At 60.4% G+C, this 18993-nt stretch carries 17 protein-coding genes; 11 read left to right on the top strand and 6 right to left on the bottom strand.

Annotation, left to right across the window (positions count from 1 at the left end):
* Positions 1–90: 90 nt before the first annotated feature.
* The gene (locus PBDP_RS23420) at positions 91–1578 is read left to right on the top strand and encodes a helicase HerA-like domain-containing protein (RefSeq protein WP_116833334.1); all 1488 of its coding nucleotides are present in this window, start codon (positions 91–93) and stop codon (positions 1576–1578) included.
* A gap of 272 nt (positions 1579–1850) precedes the next feature.
* Here PBDP_RS23420 and PBDP_RS23415 read toward each other — a convergent pair whose 3' ends face one another.
* A complete protein-coding gene (locus PBDP_RS23415; RefSeq protein WP_064107032.1) occupies positions 1851–2306 on the bottom strand; it encodes a DUF721 domain-containing protein in 456 nt (151 codons plus the stop codon).
* A gap of 307 nt (positions 2307–2613) precedes the next feature.
* Between PBDP_RS23415 and secA the strand changes: the two genes are divergently transcribed.
* The 4 genes from secA (at position 2614) to PBDP_RS23395 (ending at position 8425) form a co-directional block, all read left to right on the top strand.
* On the top strand, positions 2614–5349 hold the full coding sequence (gene secA, locus PBDP_RS23410; RefSeq protein WP_109753794.1) for a preprotein translocase subunit SecA: 2736 nt from the start codon (positions 2614–2616) through the stop codon (positions 5347–5349).
* Between the two features lie 122 nt (positions 5350–5471).
* Positions 5472–6689 carry a bifunctional glutamate N-acetyltransferase/amino-acid acetyltransferase ArgJ gene (gene argJ / locus PBDP_RS23405; RefSeq protein WP_109753795.1) on the top strand — a complete coding sequence of 406 codons (1218 nt, stop codon included), beginning with the start codon at positions 5472–5474 and terminating at the stop codon, positions 6687–6689.
* A gap of 162 nt (positions 6690–6851) precedes the next feature.
* On the top strand, positions 6852–7484 hold the full coding sequence (locus tag PBDP_RS23400; protein WP_212801387.1) for a glutathione S-transferase family protein: 633 nt from the start codon (positions 6852–6854) through the stop codon (positions 7482–7484).
* Positions 7481–8425: a Nudix family hydrolase gene (locus tag PBDP_RS23395; RefSeq protein ID WP_212801386.1), complete on the top strand. Its 945-nt coding sequence runs from the start codon at positions 7481–7483 to the stop codon at positions 8423–8425. The genes PBDP_RS23400 and PBDP_RS23395 overlap by 4 nt, the downstream gene beginning before the upstream one ends.
* Before the next feature lie 116 nt (positions 8426–8541).
* On the opposite strand, the gene PBDP_RS23390 is transcribed toward PBDP_RS23395, so the two are convergent.
* Genes PBDP_RS23390 through PBDP_RS23380 form a run of 3 tightly spaced genes read right to left on the bottom strand, consistent with a single transcriptional unit; the run spans position 8542 to position 12126 of the window.
* Entirely contained in the window at positions 8542–9123 is a 582-nt protein-coding gene (locus tag PBDP_RS23390) for a cob(I)yrinic acid a,c-diamide adenosyltransferase (RefSeq protein WP_212801385.1), read from the bottom strand.
* Between the two features lie 2 nt (positions 9124–9125).
* A complete protein-coding gene (locus PBDP_RS23385; RefSeq protein WP_116833331.1) occupies positions 9126–11162 on the bottom strand; it encodes a sensor histidine kinase in 2037 nt (678 codons plus the stop codon).
* Between the two features lie 46 nt (positions 11163–11208).
* Positions 11209–12126, bottom strand: coding sequence for a putative 2-dehydropantoate 2-reductase (locus PBDP_RS23380; protein WP_116833330.1), 918 nt, complete (start codon positions 12124–12126; stop codon positions 11209–11211).
* 142 nt (positions 12127–12268) lie between these two features.
* Between PBDP_RS23380 and PBDP_RS23375 the strand changes: the two genes are divergently transcribed.
* The gene (locus PBDP_RS23375; RefSeq protein ID WP_060740892.1) at positions 12269–12754 is read left to right on the top strand and encodes a YajQ family cyclic di-GMP-binding protein; all 486 of its coding nucleotides are present in this window, start codon (positions 12269–12271) and stop codon (positions 12752–12754) included.
* A gap of 202 nt (positions 12755–12956) precedes the next feature.
* Positions 12957–13799 (top strand): mechanosensitive ion channel family protein, encoded by an 843-nt coding sequence (locus PBDP_RS23370; RefSeq protein ID WP_109753801.1) that lies wholly within the window; start codon positions 12957–12959, stop codon positions 13797–13799.
* 118 nt (positions 13800–13917) lie between these two features.
* Here PBDP_RS23370 and PBDP_RS23365 read toward each other — a convergent pair whose 3' ends face one another.
* Positions 13918–15285, bottom strand: a complete 1368-nt coding sequence (locus tag PBDP_RS23365; protein ID WP_212801384.1) for an OprD family porin — start codon at positions 15283–15285, stop codon at positions 13918–13920.
* A gap of 884 nt (positions 15286–16169) precedes the next feature.
* On the opposite strand from PBDP_RS23365, the gene PBDP_RS23360 reads away from it, so the two are divergent.
* Both PBDP_RS23360 and PBDP_RS23355 read left to right on the top strand, forming a co-directional pair.
* On the top strand, positions 16170–16595 hold the full coding sequence (locus tag PBDP_RS23360; RefSeq protein WP_109753803.1) for an HIT domain-containing protein: 426 nt from the start codon (positions 16170–16172) through the stop codon (positions 16593–16595).
* A 3-nt stretch (positions 16596–16598) separates the two neighbouring features.
* Positions 16599–16805, top strand: coding sequence for a SlyX family protein (locus PBDP_RS23355; protein ID WP_030140808.1), 207 nt, complete (start codon positions 16599–16601; stop codon positions 16803–16805).
* 69 nt (positions 16806–16874) lie between these two features.
* On the opposite strand, the gene PBDP_RS30140 is transcribed toward PBDP_RS23355, so the two are convergent.
* Positions 16875–17480 carry a cold-shock protein gene (locus tag PBDP_RS30140; RefSeq protein ID WP_003205048.1) on the bottom strand — a complete coding sequence of 202 codons (606 nt, stop codon included), beginning with the start codon at positions 17478–17480 and terminating at the stop codon, positions 16875–16877.
* 393 nt (positions 17481–17873) lie between these two features.
* On the opposite strand from PBDP_RS30140, the gene PBDP_RS23345 reads away from it, so the two are divergent.
* Both PBDP_RS23345 and PBDP_RS23340 read left to right on the top strand, forming a co-directional pair.
* A complete protein-coding gene (locus PBDP_RS23345; RefSeq protein ID WP_003205047.1) occupies positions 17874–18344 on the top strand; it encodes a Dps family protein in 471 nt (156 codons plus the stop codon).
* A 209-nt stretch (positions 18345–18553) separates the two neighbouring features.
* Positions 18554–18898: a ribbon-helix-helix domain-containing protein gene (locus PBDP_RS23340; protein WP_163856987.1), complete on the top strand. Its 345-nt coding sequence runs from the start codon at positions 18554–18556 to the stop codon at positions 18896–18898.
* Positions 18899–18993 lie beyond the last annotated feature (95 nt).

Here is an 18993-nt window from a genome sequence, read left to right as displayed (position 1 = left end):
TATTTCCAGTGCCAGGGCCTTGATGCGCCAGGCATGCTTTTATATAAGCGTGCAAAATGGCGTCATATCGCAAACACCACGGGTGACCATATGCCTGACTCATCGCAACTTATTATTGGCGCCGACCTCAGTGGCCAGCCCATCGCCCAGGCCATGCGCCTGGCGAACCGTCATGGTCTGGTGGCGGGTGCCACCGGTACCGGCAAGACCGTCACCTTGCAGCGCCTGGCCGAAATGTTCAGCGATGCCGGCGTGGCGGTGTTCGCCGCGGATATCAAAGGTGACCTGTGTGGCCTCGGCGCTGCCGGCAATCCCCAGGGCAAAATCGCCGAGCGCATCGCCGGCATGCCTTGGCTCAATCACCAACCTCAGGCTTATCCGGTGACCTTGTGGGATATCCACGGCCAGTCCGGTCATCCGCTGCGCACCACCCTGAGTGAAATGGGCCCGTTGTTGATCGGTAGCCTGCTGGAACTGACGGACAGCCAGCAGTCGGCACTCTACGCGGCGTTCAAGGTGGCCGACCGCGAAGGCCTGTTGCTGCTCGACCTCAAGGACCTCAAGGCGCTGCTCAATCACCTCAAGGACAACCCCGAGTTGCTGGGGGACGACGCGGCCCTGATGACCACCGGCTCCAGCCAGGCCTTGTTGCGACGCTTGTCCACCCTGGAACAGCAGGGCGCGGACGCGTTGTTCGGCGAGCCAGCCCTGCAATTGGAAGACATCCTGCAACCGGCCAGCGATGGCCGCGGTCGCATCCACTTGCTGGACGCCAGCCGCCTGGTCCATGAAGCGCCGAAGGTCTACGCGACGTTCCTGCTGTGGCTGCTGGCCGAGCTGTTCGAGCAGTTGCCCGAGCGCGGTGATGCGGACAAGCCGCTGTTGGCGCTGTTCTTCGATGAAGCGCACTTGCTGTTTGCCGGCACCCCCAAGGCGTTGCAGGAACGTTTGGAGCAAGTGGTACGGCTGATCCGTTCCAAAGGCGTTGGGGTGTATTTCGTGACCCAGTCGCCGGGGGATCTACCAGACGACGTGTTGGCGCAGTTGGGGTTGCGTATCCAGCATGGCTTGCGGGCCTTTACCGCCAAGGAGCAGAAGTCGTTGCGGGCGGTGGCGGACGGTTTCCGGCCGAATCCGCAATTCGATGCCCTGGCGGTGCTCACTGAGCTGGGCATCGGTGAAGCCCTGGTGGGCACCTTGCAGGAAAAAGGTACGCCGGAAATGGTCCAGCGCGTGCTGGTCGCGCCACCGCAGTCGCGCATCGGGCCGCTGAGCGAGGCCGAACGCGCCGGGCTGATCGCCAGCTCGCCGTTGCAAGGGCGTTATGACAAACCTATTGATCGCGAATCGGCCTATGAAGTGCTGATGGGGCGCAAGGGGCTGGAGCCGCAGGCCGAAGTGGCCCCGGGCAAGCCGACGGCCGAAGAGCCGAGCTTCACGGAAAAGGCCGGGGAGTTCCTTGGCACGGCGGCCGGCCAGGCGCTTAAATCGGCGATGCGCCAGGCGGCCAATCAACTGGGCCGGCAGTTGGTGCGCGGATTGATGGGGTCGTTGCTGGGGGGCAGCAAGCGCCGGTAGTCAAGACCGAGTAGCCCCCTTCGCGAGCAAGCCCGCTCCCACAGGGGATTTGTGTCAGACACAAAATTTGTGTCCGCCGCAGATCCCTTGTGGGAGCGGGCTTGCTCGCGAAGGCGTCGGCACAGGCAACATCTTCATCCGCTGGCGCACCGCTTTCGCGAGCAGGCTCGCTCCCACAAGGGATCTGTGTGGTACACAAATTTAGTGTTCACTGAAGAACCACTGTGGGAGCGAGCCTGCTCGCGATAGCGATTGAACAGGCGACGAAAATCTCAGCCCTTGGGCCGCGCATGGGCCGCCAATCGCTCCAGCGCCGCTCGCAGGTTGGGGTCGGTGATGCCGTCCGCCGTGGCCTGAATGGTCGCGGCGGCATCGGTGGACAAATCCAGCGTATGCCCCTTGGCGCCGACCTGGACGGTGGGCGGCTGGACCTTGAACAGGATTCGCGTCAGGTTGGCGAACTCTTCGAATGCCTGCAATTGGCGCAGCAGGCGTTTTTGCTGGTAGCGCAGGCGGGTGGCCCAGTGGCCGTCGGTGACGATCAGCAGCAAGCTGCCTTCGCGCCAGGACGCCACGTGGCAATGCTCGCGGGCGGCCGGCTGCAACTGGCTGTCCAGCAGGCGCTGCAAGTGACCCAGGCGTCTGGCGTGGCCAAAGATGGCTTTCAGCGGCTTGGCTTCGCGCAGCAGAACGGCGGGCGCCTTGGCTGGAAGAGGGCGAAAGGCCATGAATGAATACCGCAAGTGACAGAGGCGCCATGGTAGCAGAAAGCGCCGGATGCGCCTCGACCCTCTCGCCCTGCGGCTTTTGGCTGCACAATCAATGAGTAACTTCTGCGCTTTGTGGGTTGAAGTTCGTGCAAAAGCCCTTATTTTAGGGAGGCCCCGTCACAGCGCTGTGCCAGCATCGTGGAATAACGCCACTTTCCTCTCCATCGTTTCCGGGTAGAATGCTCGTTCGCATGCGGCCATGAGGGCTGCACGGGCGACTCACGGGGCCGCCCTCCATCCCTTTAGTGTGGAAGATCCTGCCGATATGTTTGCGCCTTTGTTAAAGAAACTTTTTGGAAGCAAGAACGAGCGTGAAATCAAGCGCATGCTCAAGACGGTACAGACTGTCAATGCCTTCGAAGAGCAAATGGTGGCCCTTTCGGACGATCAGTTACGCGCCAAGACTGCCGAATTCAAGGACCGCATCGCCAAGGGGGAAACCCTTGACCAGATCCTGCCCGAAGCCTTTGCGGTTGCCCGTGAAGCCGGCAAGCGGATCATGGGCATGCGCCACTTCGACGTTCAGTTGATTGGTGGCATGACCTTGCACGAAGGCAAGATCGCCGAAATGCGTACCGGTGAGGGCAAGACCCTCGTGGCGACCCTGGGCGTGTACCTCAATGCACTGTCCGGCAAGGGCGTGCACGTGGTGACGGTCAACGACTACCTGGCCCGCCGCGACGCCAACTGGATGCGCCCGCTCTACGAATTCCTCGGCCTGACCGTCGGCGTCGTCACGCCGTTCCAGCCGCCGGAAGAGAAGCGCGCCGCCTACGCTGCCGACATTACCTACGGCACCAACAACGAATTCGGTTTCGACTACCTGCGCGACAACATGGCGTTCAGCATGGAAGAAAAATTCCAGCGTGAACTCAACTTTGCCGTGATCGACGAAGTCGACTCCATCCTCATCGACGAAGCCCGCACCCCGCTGATCATTTCCGGTCAGGCCGAGGACAGCTCCAAGCTGTACATCGAGATCAACAAGCTGATCCCGCAGCTCAAGTTGCACGTCGAGGAAGTCGAAGGCGAAGTGACCCAGCCGGGGCACTACACCATCGACGAGAAGACCCGCCAGGTCGAGCTCAACGAGGCCGGTCACCAGTTCATCGAGGAAATGCTCACCCGCGTCGGCTTGCTGGCCGAAGGCGAGAGCCTCTACTCGGCCCATAACCTGGGCCTGCTGACCCACGTCTACGCTGGCCTGCGCGCCCACAAGCTGTTCCATCGCAACGTCGAATACATCGTTCAGGACGGCCAGGTCGTGCTGGTGGACGAACACACCGGCCGTACCATGCCGGGTCGTCGCTTGTCCGAAGGCCTGCACCAGGCCATCGAAGCCAAGGAAAACCTGAACATCCAGGCCGAGAGCCAGACCCTGGCTTCCACCACCTTCCAGAACTACTTCCGTCTGTACAACAAGCTGTCCGGCATGACCGGTACCGCTGACACCGAAGCGTTCGAATTCCACCAGATCTACGGCCTGCAAGTGGTGGTGATTCCACCGAACAAGCCGCTGGCTCGTAAAGACTACAACGACCTGGTGTTCCTGACCGCCGAAGAGAAGTACGCGGCGATCATCAACGACATCAAGGAAGGCATGGCCCAGGGCCGGCCGATCCTGGTGGGTACCGCCACCATCGAGACCTCCGAGCACATGTCCGCCTTGCTCAACAAGGAAGGCATCGAGCACAAGGTCCTCAACGCCAAGTTCCACGAGAAGGAAGCCGAGATCATCGCCCAGGCCGGTCGCCCGGGTGCGCTGACCATCGCCACCAACATGGCCGGTCGTGGTACCGATATCCTGCTGGGCGGCAACTGGGAAGTGGAAGTCGCCAGCCTGGAAAACCCGACCCCCGAGCAGATCGCGCAGATCAAGGCCGATTGGCAGAAGCGTCACCAGCAGGTACTGGAGTCCGGTGGCTTGCAGGTAATCGCTTCCGAGCGTCACGAATCGCGGCGTATCGACAACCAGCTGCGTGGCCGTGCCGGTCGCCAGGGTGACGCCGGTTCCAGCCGCTTCTACCTGTCCCTGGAAGACAGCCTGATGCGCATCTTCGCCTCTGACCGGGTGAAGAACTTCATGAAGGCCCTGGGCATGCAGCCAGGCGAGGCGATCGAGCACCGTATGGTGACCAACGCCATCGAGAAGGCCCAGCGCAAGGTCGAGGGCCGCAACTTCGATATCCGCAAGCAATTGCTCGAGTTCGACGACGTCAACAACGAACAGCGTAAAGTGATCTATCACATGCGTAACAGTTTGTTGGCCGCCGACAACATTGGCGAAACCATCGCCGACTTCCGCCAGGACGTGCTCAACGCCACCGTCAGCGCCCATATCCCGCCGCAGTCGCTGCCGGAACAGTGGGATGTCGCCGGCCTGGAAGCCGCCTTGCAGAGCGATTTCGGCGTGGCATTGCCGATCCAGCAGTGGCTCGACGAAGACGATCACCTGTACGAAGAAACCCTGCGCGAGAAGCTGCTGGCCGAATTGATCGCCGCGTACAACGAGAAAGAAGACCAGGCCGGCGAAGAAGCGCTGCGCTCCTTCGAGAAGCAGATTGTATTGCGCGTACTGGACGACTTGTGGAAAGACCACCTGTCGACCATGGACCACCTGCGTCATGGTATCCATTTGCGCGGTTATGCCCAGAAGAACCCGAAGCAGGAGTACAAGCGCGAGTCCTACACGCTGTTCTCCGAATTGCTCGATTCGATCAAGCGCGATTCGATCCGCGTGCTGTCCCACGTTCAGGTTCGCCGCGAAGACCCGGCCGAAGAAGAAGCTCGCCTGCGCCAGGAAGCCGAAGCCCTGGCTGCGCGCATGCAGTTCGAACACGCCGAAGCCCCGGGCCTGGAAGTGGTCGCCGAAGAGGGTGTCGATGTCGATGTCGCCCTGGCCACCGCGCCGGTGCGCAACGAGCAGAAGCTGGGCCGTAACGAACTGTGCTACTGCGGTTCGGGCAAGAAATACAAGCATTGCCACGGGCAGATCCAATAAACCCGTTTCAACGCTGAACCACCCGCGCCGCGACCGGCTTCCAGCCGTCGCGGCGTTTTGCCATTTGATTCGCCGTTTCGATGAGGACGGCGTCGATATACATCTAATTTAGGAGCGCATTCATGGCTGTTGGTCTTGGTCCGTTGCCAACGTTGCACCCGGTTGCCGGTTTTGAACTCGGTATCGCTTCGGCGGGCATCAAGCGCCCCGGGCGCAAGGACGTCGTGGTCATGCGTTGCGCCGAAGGTTCGACGGTCGCTGGGGTGTTCACCCTCAACGCCTTTTGCGCAGCTCCGGTCATCCTGGCCAAGCAGCGCGTACAGGGGCCGGTGCGTTACTTGCTGACCAACACCGGTAACGCCAACGCCGGCACCGGCGCGCCAGGCCTGGCCGCCGCCGAGCGCACCTGCGCCAAGCTGGCGGAGCTGACCGGCGTCGATGCCAGCCAGGTGCTGCCGTATTCCACCGGCGTGATCGGCGAACCGCTGCCGGTCGAGAAGATCGAGGGCGCGCTGCAGGCGGCGCTCGATGACCTGTCGGAAAACAACTGGGCCGCGGCCGCCACTGGCATCATGACCACCGACACCCTGCCCAAGGGCGCGAGTCGTCAGTTCCAGCACGACGGCGTGACCGTCACCGTCACCGGCATCAGCAAAGGCGCCGGCATGATCCGCCCGAACATGGCGACCATGCTCGGCTACATCGCCACCGACGCCAAGGTTTCCCGGCAGGTGCTGCAAGACCTGATGCTCGACGGCGCCAACAAGTCGTTCAACCGCATCACCATCGACGGCGACACCTCCACCAACGACTGCTGCATGCTGATCGCCACCGGCAAGGCCAACCTGCCGGAGATCACCGAGGCCAGTGGGCCGCTGTTCGCCGCCCTGAAGCAGGCAGTGTTCGAAGTGTGCATGGAAGTGGCCCAGGCCATCGTGCGTGACGGCGAAGGCGCGACCAAGTTCGTGACCGTGCAGGTCAATGGTGGTGGCAATCACCAGGAATGCCTGGATGTCGGCTACACCGTGGCCCACTCGCCGCTGATCAAGACCGCGCTGTTCGCCTCTGACCCGAACTGGGGCCGGATCCTCGCCGCCGTTGGCCGTGCCGGCGTGCCGGAGCTGGACGTGAGCAAGATCGACGTGTTCCTCGGTGAAGTCTGTATCGCCAGCCAGGGTGCTCGCGCTGCGACCTATACCGAAGCCCAGGGGGCGGCGGTGATGCAACAGGAAGAGATCACCATCCGTATCGAGCTGGGGCGTGGTGCTTGCAGCGAAACGATCTGGACTACCGACCTGTCCCACGAGTATGTGAAGATCAACGCTGAGTACCGGACTTAATACGCTCGGGTCTGAGTCGCTCCTATCGCGAGCAGGCTCGCTCCCACAGGGGAATTGTTGGGTGACATAGAAAGTGTTCACACCACCAATCTACCTGTGGGAGCGAGCCTGCTCGCGATGGTGCCAGTACAGACACCCCAGAACCATAAGAAAGGAATCCACATGAGCCTGCACCTGATCATCGGCGATAAAGATCTATCCTCCTGGTCCATGCGCGGCGCGCTCGCCCTGGCATTGACCGGCGCGAAGTACACCGAAGAGCTGGTCAGGCTCGACCAACCCGATACCCGTGAGAAACTGCTCAAGTATTCGGCCACGGCCAAGGTCCCGTTGCTCAAGACTGAATTTGGCGTGATCGCCGATTCCTTGGCGATTGCCGAATACCTGGCCGAGCAGTTTCCGGATGCCGGTCTCTGGCCCAAGGATGTCGCCGCCCGGGCTCAGGCACGCTCGGCCTGTGCGCAAATGCACAGCGGTTTTTTCGCTATCCGCAGCAACATGCCGTTTGACCTGTTGCGCGATGCGCCATTGTCGCCCGTGCCGGCTGACGTCCAGGCGGAAATCGAGCGGCTGCTGGCGCTGTGGGCCGAATGCCGTGACGCGGCGACCGAAACCGGCCCCTACCTGTTTGGTCGCGTCAGCCTGGCCGATGCGTTTTTTGCCCCTGTTGCCGTGCGCTTGCGCACTTATCAGGTGGCCCTGTCGAAGGTCGATGCGGCCTACGTCGAAACCCTTTATCAATGGCCGGCGTTCAAGGCGTGGCAACAGGCTGGCCTGGAGGAAACTGCGCGGTGAAACGAGTTCATGTGGCGGCGGCGGTCATTCGCGATGCCGTCGGCAAAATCCTGATCGCCCGACGGGCCGACACCCAGCACCAGGGCGGCCTGTGGGAATTTCCTGGTGGCAAGGTCGAGGCCGATGAGTCCGTCGAAACCGCCCTGGCCCGTGAGCTTCATGAGGAGCTGGGCATTGTCGTCGATGCCGCCCGGCCGTTGATCAAGGTGCGCCACGATTACCCGGACAAACAGGTGTTGCTGGATGTCTGGGAAGTCTCGGCGTTCACCGGCGAGCCCCACGGTGCCGAAGGGCAGCCGTTGGCCTGGGTGACGGCCCGCGACCTGCCGAACCATGAGTTTCCAGCGGCCAATCAGCCGATTGTCGCGGCGGCTCGTTTACCGGGTGAATACCTGATTACCCCTGATGGCCTGGAGACGCCGGCCTTGCTGCGCGGCATGCAGAAGGCGATCGCTGGCGGGATCAAGTTGGTCCAGCTACGTGCCCCCAACGGCTACGACCCGCAATACCGCGACCTGGCGGTGGATGCGGCGGGGTTGTGCGCCGGCAAGGCCCAACTGATGCTCAAGGGGCCGTTCGAATGGCTGGGGGACTTTCCCTCCGCAGGTTGGCATATCACCGCAGCACAATTGCGCAAGCATGCAGCGGCCGGTCGACCGTTCGGCAAGGATCGCTGGCTGGCGGCCTCCTGTCATAACGCCGAGGAATTGGCTTTGGCGCAGCAGATGGACGTGGATTTCGTGACGCTCTCGCCGGTGCAACCGACCCAGACTCACCCTGATGCCCAGCCCTTGGGATGGGCAGAAGCCGCTCGGTTGATCGAGGGTTTCAACAAGCCGGTCTATCTGTTGGGTGGGGTAGGGCCTGGCGAACGGCAAAAAGCCTGGGAAGCCGGGGCGCAGGGTGTGGCGGGGATTCGGGCGTTTTGGCCTGGGGCTTGATTCTGTGGTGAATGGGCAGGCCTCATCGCGAGCAGGCTCGCTCCCACAGGGGGGAACTCCGCAGAGCCAGTGTGGGAGCGAGCCTGCTCGCGATGGGGCCCTGACAGGCGACTCATTCAGCTCCCAGGCTTGACCGCCGCCTCCCACAACACCTCCGCCACTCCCTGGCGCCGGGCAATCACCCGCGCCGCGACGAACAACAAGTCCGACAACCGATTGATATAGGCCAACCCCGGCCCGGCCAGTGGCTCCACGGCGTTCAAGTGCTGGCAACGGCGCTCGGCGCTGCGGGCCAGGCTGCGGCAGACGTGGGCCTGGGCTATCAACGTCGAGCCACCGGGCAGGATGAAGTTTTCCAGGGGGCCCAGTTCCTCGTTCCACACATCGATCGCCGCTTCCAGCCGCTCGATTTCCGCCGCGTTCAACGCCTGGTACGCCGGCATCGCCAGTTCGCCACCCAAGTCGAACAGTCGATGCTGGCAAGGCACCAGCACATCGCTGACCTCCTTCAGGCCCGGGTACCGGGCCGTTTCAGCGGCGAGCCCGGCCAGCAACAACCCTAGCTGACTGTTCAGCGTATCCACTTCACCGATGGCCTCGACCCGTGGGTGGTCCTTTGCCACGCGGCGACCATCGCCCAACCCGGTTTCACCTTTGTCGCCGGTGCGGGTGTAAATCTTCGACAGGCGAAAGCCCATGCTCAGCGCTCCAGTTGTTTGTTTTCCTGCGCCACCATCGAGGTGCCCGCCAGGGGCAGGCGCAAGGTGAAGCAGGTGCCTTGGCCCGGCGCCGACTGCACTTCCATCTGGCCCTTGTGGTTATTGGTGATGATGAAGTACGAGACCGACAACCCAAGGCCCGTGCCCTGGCCGATCTCCTTGGTGGTGAAGAATGGCTCGAAGGTGCGCTTGCGCACGTTCTCGCTCATGCCGATGCCGTTGTCCTCGACCTGGATTTCCGCCCACGGCGGATTCAACCGCGTGCGCAGGATAATGCGCCCCGGTTCGCTGTCGTCCTGGCGTTGGTGGATCGCCTGGGCGGCGTTTTTCAGCAGGTTGAGCAGCACCTGTTCCAGCTCGTTGGCGGTGCCGGGCACCGGGCCCAGGTTCGGATCGAACTGACGGATGATCGCCTGGCCCTTGAAGTCGAAGCCGATCGCCAGGTCGAAGTCGTTACCGGCGATTTCCACCGCCTGGTCGATCAGCGCCGGTAGGTCACAGGGCGCCATCTGCCGTGTGCTGCGGCGGCTGAAGCTGAGCATGTGGGTGACGATTTTCGCGGCCCGGGCACCGGCCTGCTGGATGCCGTCGAGCAACTGCGGGATCTCCCGACCCTGGAGATAGCGATTGACCTCCTGCAACTCGATACCCAATTGCTCGGCCTGTTCAAGGTTCTTCGGCAATTCCGGCGACAGGCGTCGACGGATATTTTGTACGTTATGCAGGATGGCGCCCAAAGGGTTGTTGATCTCGTGGGCCATGCCCGCCGCGAGGCCGCCGACCGAGAGCATTTTCTCCGATTGCACCATCATTTCTTCCAGCGACAGGCGTTGGGTAATGTCATCGATGCGGATCACCACGCCCCGCCCGGCGCCGCCCATCAGTGGGTAGAACGTGAGGGCGTAATGCCGGGCTTCGTCGTCCTTGGTCCAGGTGACGCGCTCGATCTTGGCGACCGTATGTTGCTCGACAGTCTGCTTGAGCTGGGGCAGGTATGGCTTGAGCGGTTCGAAGGCGAGGAAGATCGGCTGGTTCAGGGCCTCGTCCAGACGCGTGCCGGAGAGGGCGCTGGCCTCCTGGTTCCATTGGGTGACGTAGAGCTGTTCGTCGAGGGCGATCAGCGCTGACGGCATGGAGTCGATGATGCTGTTGAGGTAATTCTGAAAGCCCGTGAGTTTTTTCTCGATCTTGCTGCGCACCTGGACTTCCAGTTCCAGCTTGCGATTGGTATGGCGGGTTTCTTCCGCCAGGCCCTGGGCCTGGTCGTAGGCGGCCTGGGAGTCGTCTCGCGCGCGCTTGAGTTGCTGCTCGCGGGCTTCGATCCGCGACAACATGGTGTTGAACGCCTCGGCCAGGCTGCCGATCTCATCGTGATTACCGCGTGCGGCGCGCAGGGAATAGTTCTCCTCGCGAGTGACCTGGCGCGAGAGTTCTTCGAGTTGATGAATCGGCTGGGTGATCAGGCGTTTGATCTGCTGGGCAATGATCAGCCACAGCAATACGCTGAAAATCAGGATGCCGAGGCTGGCGGTCAGGGTGCCGGTGTAGAACGCGGTTGGCAGTTCGCTGCTGGCCACCAGTAACAGATGGCCCGGCAGCGTGCCGGGACGGGGCAGGGTGATGACCTGGTTGCTGCGAAATTCGTTCGCCTGCCAGGCTTGTATATTGCGGTAATGCTCCGGCAGCTTGAGCTTTTCGCCTTGTTGCAGTTGGGCCAGGCGTTCACCTTGGCCGTCGTACAGCGCCGCCGCCCGTAGCGGTGCGTAGCTGTTGAGCTCATCGAGCAGGCGCTGGGCACTTTGCGGCGATTGCAGGGCGTCGGAGATCAGGCTCGGGTTGGCCACCAGCCGGCCAATGGTCTGCAGGGCCTGGGGCGCCATGCTTTCCTGGGATATGTAGTAGGCGGCGCTGATAAAGGTCAGGTTGGCCACCAACAGGACAGTGGTCAACAACACCAACAGAGCGGCCAGCAGTTTCTGGCCGACCGGGAGGTTTTCAAGGCGCTGGCGCAATGGCATCAGACTCGTCGCTTAGAAGGAACACGAGGGCCAGCGTAGCCGCTGCTCAGTCGCTGGGCAATCCGAGGTTGTGCAAGTGGACAATCAGTCGCTGGCGCAGTTGTTCCAGGTGCGGCACGGTCAGCTCGTGGCGTTGGGCGACCTTGCAGGCGTAACCGAGCAGGTAGCTGATTTCGGTGCGACGCCGATTGCTGACGTCCTGGTACATCGATGAGTAGTTGGCGGCGGTGGCCTGGATCACCCGTTCGACTTCCGGCTGCAAGTCTTCGGCTGCCGCGGGCTGGCCGCAACGTTCGAGCAGGTCCGTGAGCTCCGCGCACAGGGTCGCCACTTCGCAGCGGTGTTCCTGCAAGCCGCCGTTCTTGCAGTGGTGCAGCACGGTCAGCGGATTGATTGCACAGTTGAGCGCCAGTTTGCGCCAGAGCCGGGTGAGTATGTCGGCGCTCCATGCGTGGGGAATGCCGGCGGCGGCCAGGTCGTCCAGCCAGAACGGCGCCACTGGATGGGCAGGGTCGCCGAGCCAGGTGTAGCCGTGGCCGGCGAATACCACGCGCCAGTCACCGTCGCGGAACGCGCCTTCGGTGCTGGAGGCGCTGATGCACCGGGCCTGGGGCATACAATTGGCCACTGCGTCCTGGCTGCCGAGGCCATTCTGCAACAGGATCAGTTCCGATTCGTCGCCCAGGCGATGGGCCACCGAGCTCACGGCCGCTTCCGCGTCGTAGGCCTTGCAGGCCAGCAGCAGGCGCTTGATCGGCTCCGGGCTGTCCGCCGTTTCACCTGGTATCGGGTAACACTGCGCCTGTCCCTGTTCCACCAGCGTCAGGCCACCGGCGTTTCGGTACGCCTGCAAGCGGGCGTCGTTGCGCAGCACCAGCCGTACCGGCAACCCGGCCCGGGCCAGGCGCGTGGCCCACAATGTGCCGAGACTGCCGGCGCCCAGGACATGCCAGGTGGTGGACATCAGTTTTTTACTCGGATTGGCGCAGGCATCTGAGGGCTCGCAGTGTCGGCAGGAAAAGAGCCGTTATAATGAGCCCGATTTTAACCACAAGCCAAGCGCGCGCCGTTGTCACTGGCGCGCCTTTTTATTTGGAGAACACTACATGCCGTCATTCGACGTGGTATCCGAACTGGACAAACACGAAGTCACCAACGCGGTTGAAAACGCCGTCAAGGAACTCGACCGTCGTTATGACCTCAAGGGTAAGGGCAGTTTCGAGTTCAAGGAAAAGGACCTGACCGTGAACCTGACCGCCGAGGCCGAGTTCCAGCTGGAGGCGATGATCGAAATCCTCAAACTGGCGCTGGTCAAGCGCAAGATCGACGTGCAGTGCCTTGAGGTCAAGGACGCCTACGCCTCGGGCAAGCTGATGAAGCAGGAAGCCGTACTCAAGGAAGGCATCGACAAGGAGTTGGCGAAGAAAATCGTCGCTCACATCAAAGATGCCAAGCTCAAGGTGCAAGCCGCCATCCAGGGCGAGCAGGTGCGCGTTACGGGCAAGAAGCGTGACGACTTGCAGGAAGCCATCGCGGCACTGCGTGGCAAGGAATTCGGCATGCCACTGCAGTTCAATAACTTCCGCGATTGACCCACATTTGTTGTGTATAGGCGTGGCGAGGGGATTTATCCCCGCTGGGCTGCGTAGCAGTCCCAGAACAGTCACCTCAATTTGTCTGATCCAACGAGTTGTCTGGTTTCAGGGCTGCTACGCAGCCCGGCGGGGATAAATCCCCTCGCCACAATGTGTTTCGATTGGTCTTTTTCGCGGTAACAGGAATAAGGAGAGGTAGATGGACTTGAACGCTGAAGTGGACAACCTGGTCAAGGCTTCCCAGACCTGGATCCCCATGATCATGGAATATGGCAGCCGTGTGCTGCTGGCGGTTATCACCCTGGCCATCGGCTGGTGGTTGATCAACAAGGTGACGCAGAAGCTGGGTGCGTTGCTGGCCTTGCGTAACGCCGACCTGGCACTGCAAGGGTTTATCAGTACCCTGGCCAACATCATCCTGAAGATATTGCTGATCGTCAGTGTCGCCTCGATGATCGGTGTGGAAACCACTTCGTTCGTCGCGGCCATCGGTGCGGCCGGCCTGGCGATTGGCCTGGCCTTGCAAGGCAGCCTGGCGAACTTCGCCGGCGGCGTGCTGATCCTGCTGTTCCGCCCGTTCCGTATCGGTGACTGGATCGAAGCCCAGGGAGTGGCCGGTACGGTCGACAGCATCCAGATCTTCCATACGGTATTGCGTACCGGTGACAACAAGACCGTCATTGTGCCGAACGGCAATCTGTCGAACGGCATCATCACCAACACCAATCGCCAGCCGACCCGCAAGGTCGTGTTCGATGTAGGCGTGGATTACCAGGCCGACTTGCAAAAGGCCCGGGAGGTGTTGCTGGAATTGGCCAAGGATGAGCGCGTGCTGACTGATCCGGCACCTGAAGCGGTGATTTCCACCTTGGGTGACAGTTCCATCACGGTGTCGCTGCGCATTTGGGTCAAGACCGCGGACTACTGGAACGTAATGTTCATGCTCAATGAGCAGGCGCGGGATCGTTTGAAGGATGCGGGGATTGATATTCCGTTTCCACAACGAGTGATTCGGGTAGTTCAGGAATCGACCTCGGCGTAATGTTCGAACGGTTGTTGTTTGACCTTTAGGTCAGGGCTTGCGTAAAAAGTTGATCCAATAAAAAAGGCCCATCCGAAGATGGGCCTTTTTTTGATTACCGCAAACTGACTTTCGGCAATTACAGAACCGAAATCGGGTAGTCGACGATCAGGCGGAACTCTTTGACGTCGCCTTCACCTTCGTCAGCGTTAGCGTAGTGCCAGGCTTGACGAACACGGAAGGAAAGATCTTTGGCCGGGCCAGACTGAACAACGTACTTGGCTTCGAAGTTGGTTTCGTTGTGCTTGCCATCGGAACCGTACAGAGGGTTGCCCAGGCTATCACGATACGCGCTGTTGGCAGACAGGTTGGTGCCGTCGATGTCCCAACCTTTTACGTAACGGGTCATGAAGCTCAGACCTGGAACGCCGTACTCAGCCATTTTCAGATCGTAACGGATCTGGGCAGATTTCTCGCCTGGGCCGTTGAAGTCAGAGTACTGGATGGAGTTGGCGAGGAAGATCGAGTCGCCGCCGCGGTTGTTAGTACCCACACCGATGTAGTCGAACGGAGTGTCGCCGTTGATTTTCTGGAAGGCAACGGTGATGGTGTGTGCCTTCAAGAACGAGAAAGCAGCTGCCAGAGAGTACGCGGTGTTGCTGATGTCGCCGGCCTTGGAGCTACCGGTGTCAGTAGTGCGGTAGATGTTACCGTCCAGGTTCAGCGACTGATCGCCACCCATTGGGATGGTGTAGTTCAGGTTGCCGTAGTACTGGTTCCAGATGTCTTCCAGCTGGGCGCCGTAGATCGATGCGCTCAGGTTGTCGCTGAAGGCATATTTGCCGCCAGCGTAGTCGATAGTGTTGGCTTCTACGCCAGCATAGGTTGCGAACAGGCCGCCATTACGGGCGTTGCGATCCTGGCTGGTACCCGAGTAGAAGTGACCGGCTTCGAGGTCCAGGTCTTTGACTTCGCTGCTCTGCAGTTGGAAACCGCTGGCAGTTTGAGGCAGGACGCGGGAACCACCTACAGCGAACACTGGAGCAGTGCTTGGCTGTTGGTCGCCGATTTTCAGCTCGGTCTTGGAGACGCGGAACTTGATGGCTGCGCCGGCTTTGCCTTGGCTGTCGTTGACGTGGCCATCGGCATCGTTATCGCCGTCGAGATCGGCATCGCGGCTCATGTTGCCGGTGCCGCCGGTACCGTCACCACCGTCCAGCTTGAGAGCCAGGTAACCGAATGCGTCAATGCCGACGCCTACGGTACCTTGAGTGTAACCGGAGTTGAAGTTGCCCCAGAGGCCTTGGGTCCAATCTTTCTGGTCATTCGAACCGTCTTTCCGGTCACGGTTGAAGTAGTAGTTGCGCAGCAACAGTTTAGCGCTGGCGTCTTCAACAAAACCTTTAGCTTCAGCCTGGTCACTTACGAAAGGTGCGGCCGAGGCCATTTGAGTACTGGCTGCTGCTGCAACGGCCAGTGCGATCATGCTCCACTTCATCACGCGCATCGTGATTTGCTCCTTTGGTTTTAGAAGAGTACTGCCGTCCCACCTGTTTTATTATCTGGGCGGCTCTTTCTTTTTGTGTCGGCGCAAACTTATATCACGCCGACCCTATTGGCGATACTTGCCCATGTAACCTTTCAGCTTCTTTACGACCATGTCGCCAATGGCTCGATCCATGTCGCATTTCAGCTGATCCGACGCAACCGTATTCACAACTTTAATGTTGTTTTTCTTTTCCGGCATCGGTGTAAAGAGTCCGTCATTACCGCGCTTGAAGCTCCTGAGGGCAGCCTTGCCACTTTAATTTGTTTGTCTGCAAGGTCCCGCTTCCGGCGAGGCCTTTCAGGCGATACGGGGATGAATGCAACAAGCATGCTCAAACCCGAATTTCGTTTACATTTTTTTCACATTTTAGCGCTTGCCGTGGTGAAACCTCATGAAACCGGGCTCCAAAGGCCTTGTTTTAAATAGGGTTGACTGCCGTGCGGCTCTCGTGTTTGGCATCGACAAACGCCGCGAGACAACCCAAAACGTTACCGGTTCACCCTACCCAGTGAGTAAATCACGGATACTTTGTGCACTGAGCGTAGACGCACTGTGCTGTTTTGGTGCAAAAAATTTTCAAGCTGTACGAAAATCATACAGAGTCGCTGCTTTGTCTCAGCCCTGGCACGGTCCTGTCAGGACCGGGTCTCACCGCTTGCGCTGTGTTGGTGCGCCCGCTTGCACAGGTTGATGCCAGTGTGTTGAAAAAAATCATTCGAAGGACGCCATCGGGACGCTACGCAGTGATCGATCCGATGTTCGGGGTTATGCTGTTAGCCTGTGTCCGATGCAGGCCTGCGGGTCGTTGCGCCGGGCAGAATCAATAACGAGGAGTACGCGCGGTGTTTGCCTTAGATCCACGACTGCAACAAGACACATTGCCCATCGGCGATTTCCCGTTGTGCCGGTTGCTCTTGTCCAATGACTCCAACTACCCGTGGTTCATCCTCGTACCGCGGCGAGAAAATATCAGTGAATTGTTTCAATTGGATGACGCCGATCAATTGCAGTTGTGGAAAGAAACCACGGCATTGGCCGAAACCCTCAAGGATTCGTTCGATGCCGACAAGATGAACGTTGCAACCTTGGGTAACGTCGTCAGTCAATTGCATATGCATGTCATCGTGCGCAAGCGTGATGATGCCGCCTGGCCTGCGCCGGTCTGGGGCAAGCACCCGGCCCAGCCTTATAATGAAGAGCAGGTGATTGCCATTCGTGAGCGCTTGCGCGTGGCCCTGGCCGATGATTTCAAGTTTCTGGAGGGCTGAACCATGAACCTCGAAGAACGAGTAACCGATCTGGAAAGCCGCCTGGCCTTTCAGGATGACACCATCCAGGCGTTGAATGACGTGCTGGTGGAGCAACAGCGAATTGTCGAGCGTTTGCAGCTGCAAATGGCGGCGTTGCTCAAGCGTCAGGAAGAAATGGCCGGGCAGTTCGAGTCTTTCGAAGAAGAGGCGCCGCCCCCTCATTACTGACCTGGCCGATTGGCAGGCAATAAAAAACCGCGAGCAGCCAGGCTGCATCGCGGTTTTTTTACGCTTGGATCAGCGGCGCGGCAGCGCGGCGATCACATCTTCGGCCTGCAGGCCCTTGTCACGGTTCATGACGGAGAACTCCACGCGCTGGCCTTCCACCAGGACGCGATGGCCTTCGCCACGAATGGCCCGGAAATGCACGAAAATGTCATCGCCGGAGTCGCGGGAGATGAAGCCGAACCCTTTGGAGGTGTTGAACCACTTCACCGTACCGGTATCGCGGTTGGACATGTCGTAGTTCTGCGCTGCGGCGGCCGGCGAGGACTTCTTGTAGAAGCTGACGGCCAGGTGCAGTGCCACGGCGAGCAGTGCTGCGCCCAGGCTGAACAGAATGGCTGGTTGACCGCCGATTTCCGGCATAGGCGCCAGCAGGGCCAGGGTTTGCAGGGCAACGGCCAGCACCAGCAGGGCGCTGACCAGGTTTTGCAGTTGATGACGTGGACCTTTGTTCCAGTAAGGGATAACCGGTGCGAGGGTCAGGTTGAGCAGGCCGAAGAAGGCCAGGTACAGTGCGTCGGGGTGTTGCAGGTAAGGTGTGGCTTCGGAACCCAGGCTAGGGATGAAGGACAGCAGCAGGGCAGCTGCGCCCATTAGCAAGTGGACGATTTTCAACATTTTGATTGGCTCACGGTTAAGACAGATCACAAGGAAGAGCTGGTCGGGGGCGGTTCGCTTCGAAGCAATGAGAGGCGTTGGACACGTACCCGAATCAGCCTATGCGTTACGCCCGGGAAAATAAGCGTAGCGACACACTGCCTATTTAACAGCAAAGACCCGGGCTTCTCAAACTCGTTACGGGCGCGTACCGCGCTGTTCGTCGGCCAGGAAAGACCGCAGGTGCTTGAAGGTGCCAGGCAAACGGCGTTGAATTCCCCGGGGGGGCGGAACCGCCCGCTGTCCCTGCTTGTCGGTTCAGGAGGGCTGGCGATCTGTCGCAGGCCATAGGCGGCCAAAACCACTAGAGTTTGGGGCGTTGTCGAATTCATCACCGTCAGGAGATCAACCAACATGGCAATTGATATCGGTATCAGTGAAGAAGACCGCAAATCCATCGTCGACGGGCTTTCGCGCCTGCTGTCGGACACCTATGTGCTGTATCTCAAGACCCACAATTTCCACTGGAACGTCACGGGGCCGATGTTTCGGACGCTGCACCTGATGTTCGAGGAGCAATACAACGAGCTGGCCCTGGCGGTGGACCTGATCGCCGAGCGAATCCGCGCCCTGGGCTTTCCGGCCCCGGGTGCCTACTCGGTGTACGCGCGCTTGTCTTCCATCAAGGAAGAGGAAGGCGTGCCTGGCGCCGAAGACATGATCCGGCAACTGGTCGAGGGCCAGGAAGCGGTGACGCGTACGGCCCGCGGCATCTTTCCTTTATTGGACAAGGTCAGTGATGAGCCCACCGCCGACCTGCTGACCCAGCGCATGCAGGTTCACGAAAAGACCGCGTGGATGTTGCGCGCGCTGCTGGAGGGCTAATAAACCCCAGGCAGGTGATGACGCGGTGTGGGCAGTATTCCCTGCCCGTGGCGTGTAGGACGGCGTAATTCGTCGCCTGCCTGCTGTTGGCTTGTCCTACGTCCATGGTCATAAAGTCGTCTGGAACTGGCCATGCCGTTGAGCTTCCATAGAGCCACAGATGGGTTGTCCCAACTGAAAGGCTCGTATGGCAAAGGAGTGTCAACGGTATGATTCAAGGAAAAGAACCGGGGGAGGGTGTGCATGGACGATTGCAGTCCATCAGCGTCGATCCATTCGTCAGGGGATTCGATATGCAGTTGGCCCGTCCCCTGGCCCGATCCATTCGTCTGAACGGGTTCGCCACCTGTCTGCGGCTGGAGCAGGTCTATTGGGATATCCTCGGCGACATGGCCCAGCTCAACAGCTGTTCCATCAGTGCGTTGCTGTCCCATGTGGACAGGGAGGTGCACCTGCGCCATGGCGGCGTGCGCAATTTCAGCGCGCTGGTGCGTGTGGTTTGCGTGGTGCACAGTTTGAAGGACACCGCGTTGGAGGTCGCGGGCAATCATTGACGGGGTACCTGCCCGGTTGATGGCTGGGCCGGACCGCAAACGGCCTGTGCGCTTACGGCTGCACAGGCCGCATTTAATGGATATAATCCCGCTCT

The sequence above is a fragment of the Pseudomonas sp. St290 genome, assembly GCF_018325805.1.
GTDB classification, from domain to species: domain Bacteria; phylum Pseudomonadota; class Gammaproteobacteria; order Pseudomonadales; family Pseudomonadaceae; genus Aquipseudomonas; species Aquipseudomonas bijieensis.
The sequence above is the reverse complement of the archived record's forward strand: the minus strand, read 5'-3'. Positions and strand labels throughout refer to the sequence as shown.

Coding starts and splice junctions, on each gene's coding strand:
- PBDP_RS23420 (WP_116833334.1), top strand. CDS start 91: ATGCCTGACTCATCGCAACTTATTATTGGCGCCGACCTCAGTGGCCAG.
- PBDP_RS23415 (WP_064107032.1), bottom strand. CDS start 2,306: ATGGCCTTTCGCCCTCTTCCAGCCAAGGCGCCCGCCGTTCTGCTGCGC.
- secA (WP_109753794.1), top strand. CDS start 2,614: ATGTTTGCGCCTTTGTTAAAGAAACTTTTTGGAAGCAAGAACGAGCGT.
- argJ (WP_109753795.1), top strand. CDS start 5,472: ATGGCTGTTGGTCTTGGTCCGTTGCCAACGTTGCACCCGGTTGCCGGT.
- PBDP_RS23400 (WP_212801387.1), top strand. CDS start 6,852: ATGAGCCTGCACCTGATCATCGGCGATAAAGATCTATCCTCCTGGTCC.
- PBDP_RS23390 (WP_212801385.1), bottom strand. CDS start 9,123: ATGGGCTTTCGCCTGTCGAAGATTTACACCCGCACCGGCGACAAAGGT.
- PBDP_RS23385 (WP_116833331.1), bottom strand. CDS start 11,162: ATGCCATTGCGCCAGCGCCTTGAAAACCTCCCGGTCGGCCAGAAACTG.
- PBDP_RS23380 (WP_116833330.1), bottom strand. CDS start 12,126: ATGTCCACCACCTGGCATGTCCTGGGCGCCGGCAGTCTCGGCACATTG.
- PBDP_RS23375 (WP_060740892.1), top strand. CDS start 12,269: ATGCCGTCATTCGACGTGGTATCCGAACTGGACAAACACGAAGTCACC.
- PBDP_RS23370 (WP_109753801.1), top strand. CDS start 12,957: ATGGACTTGAACGCTGAAGTGGACAACCTGGTCAAGGCTTCCCAGACC.
- PBDP_RS23365 (WP_212801384.1), bottom strand. CDS start 15,285: ATGCGCGTGATGAAGTGGAGCATGATCGCACTGGCCGTTGCAGCAGCA.
- PBDP_RS23355 (WP_030140808.1), top strand. CDS start 16,599: ATGAACCTCGAAGAACGAGTAACCGATCTGGAAAGCCGCCTGGCCTTT.
- PBDP_RS30140 (WP_003205048.1), bottom strand. CDS start 17,480: ATGTTGAAAATCGTCCACTTGCTAATGGGCGCAGCTGCCCTGCTGCTG.
- PBDP_RS23345 (WP_003205047.1), top strand. CDS start 17,874: ATGGCAATTGATATCGGTATCAGTGAAGAAGACCGCAAATCCATCGTC.
- PBDP_RS23340 (WP_163856987.1), top strand. CDS start 18,554: ATGATTCAAGGAAAAGAACCGGGGGAGGGTGTGCATGGACGATTGCAG.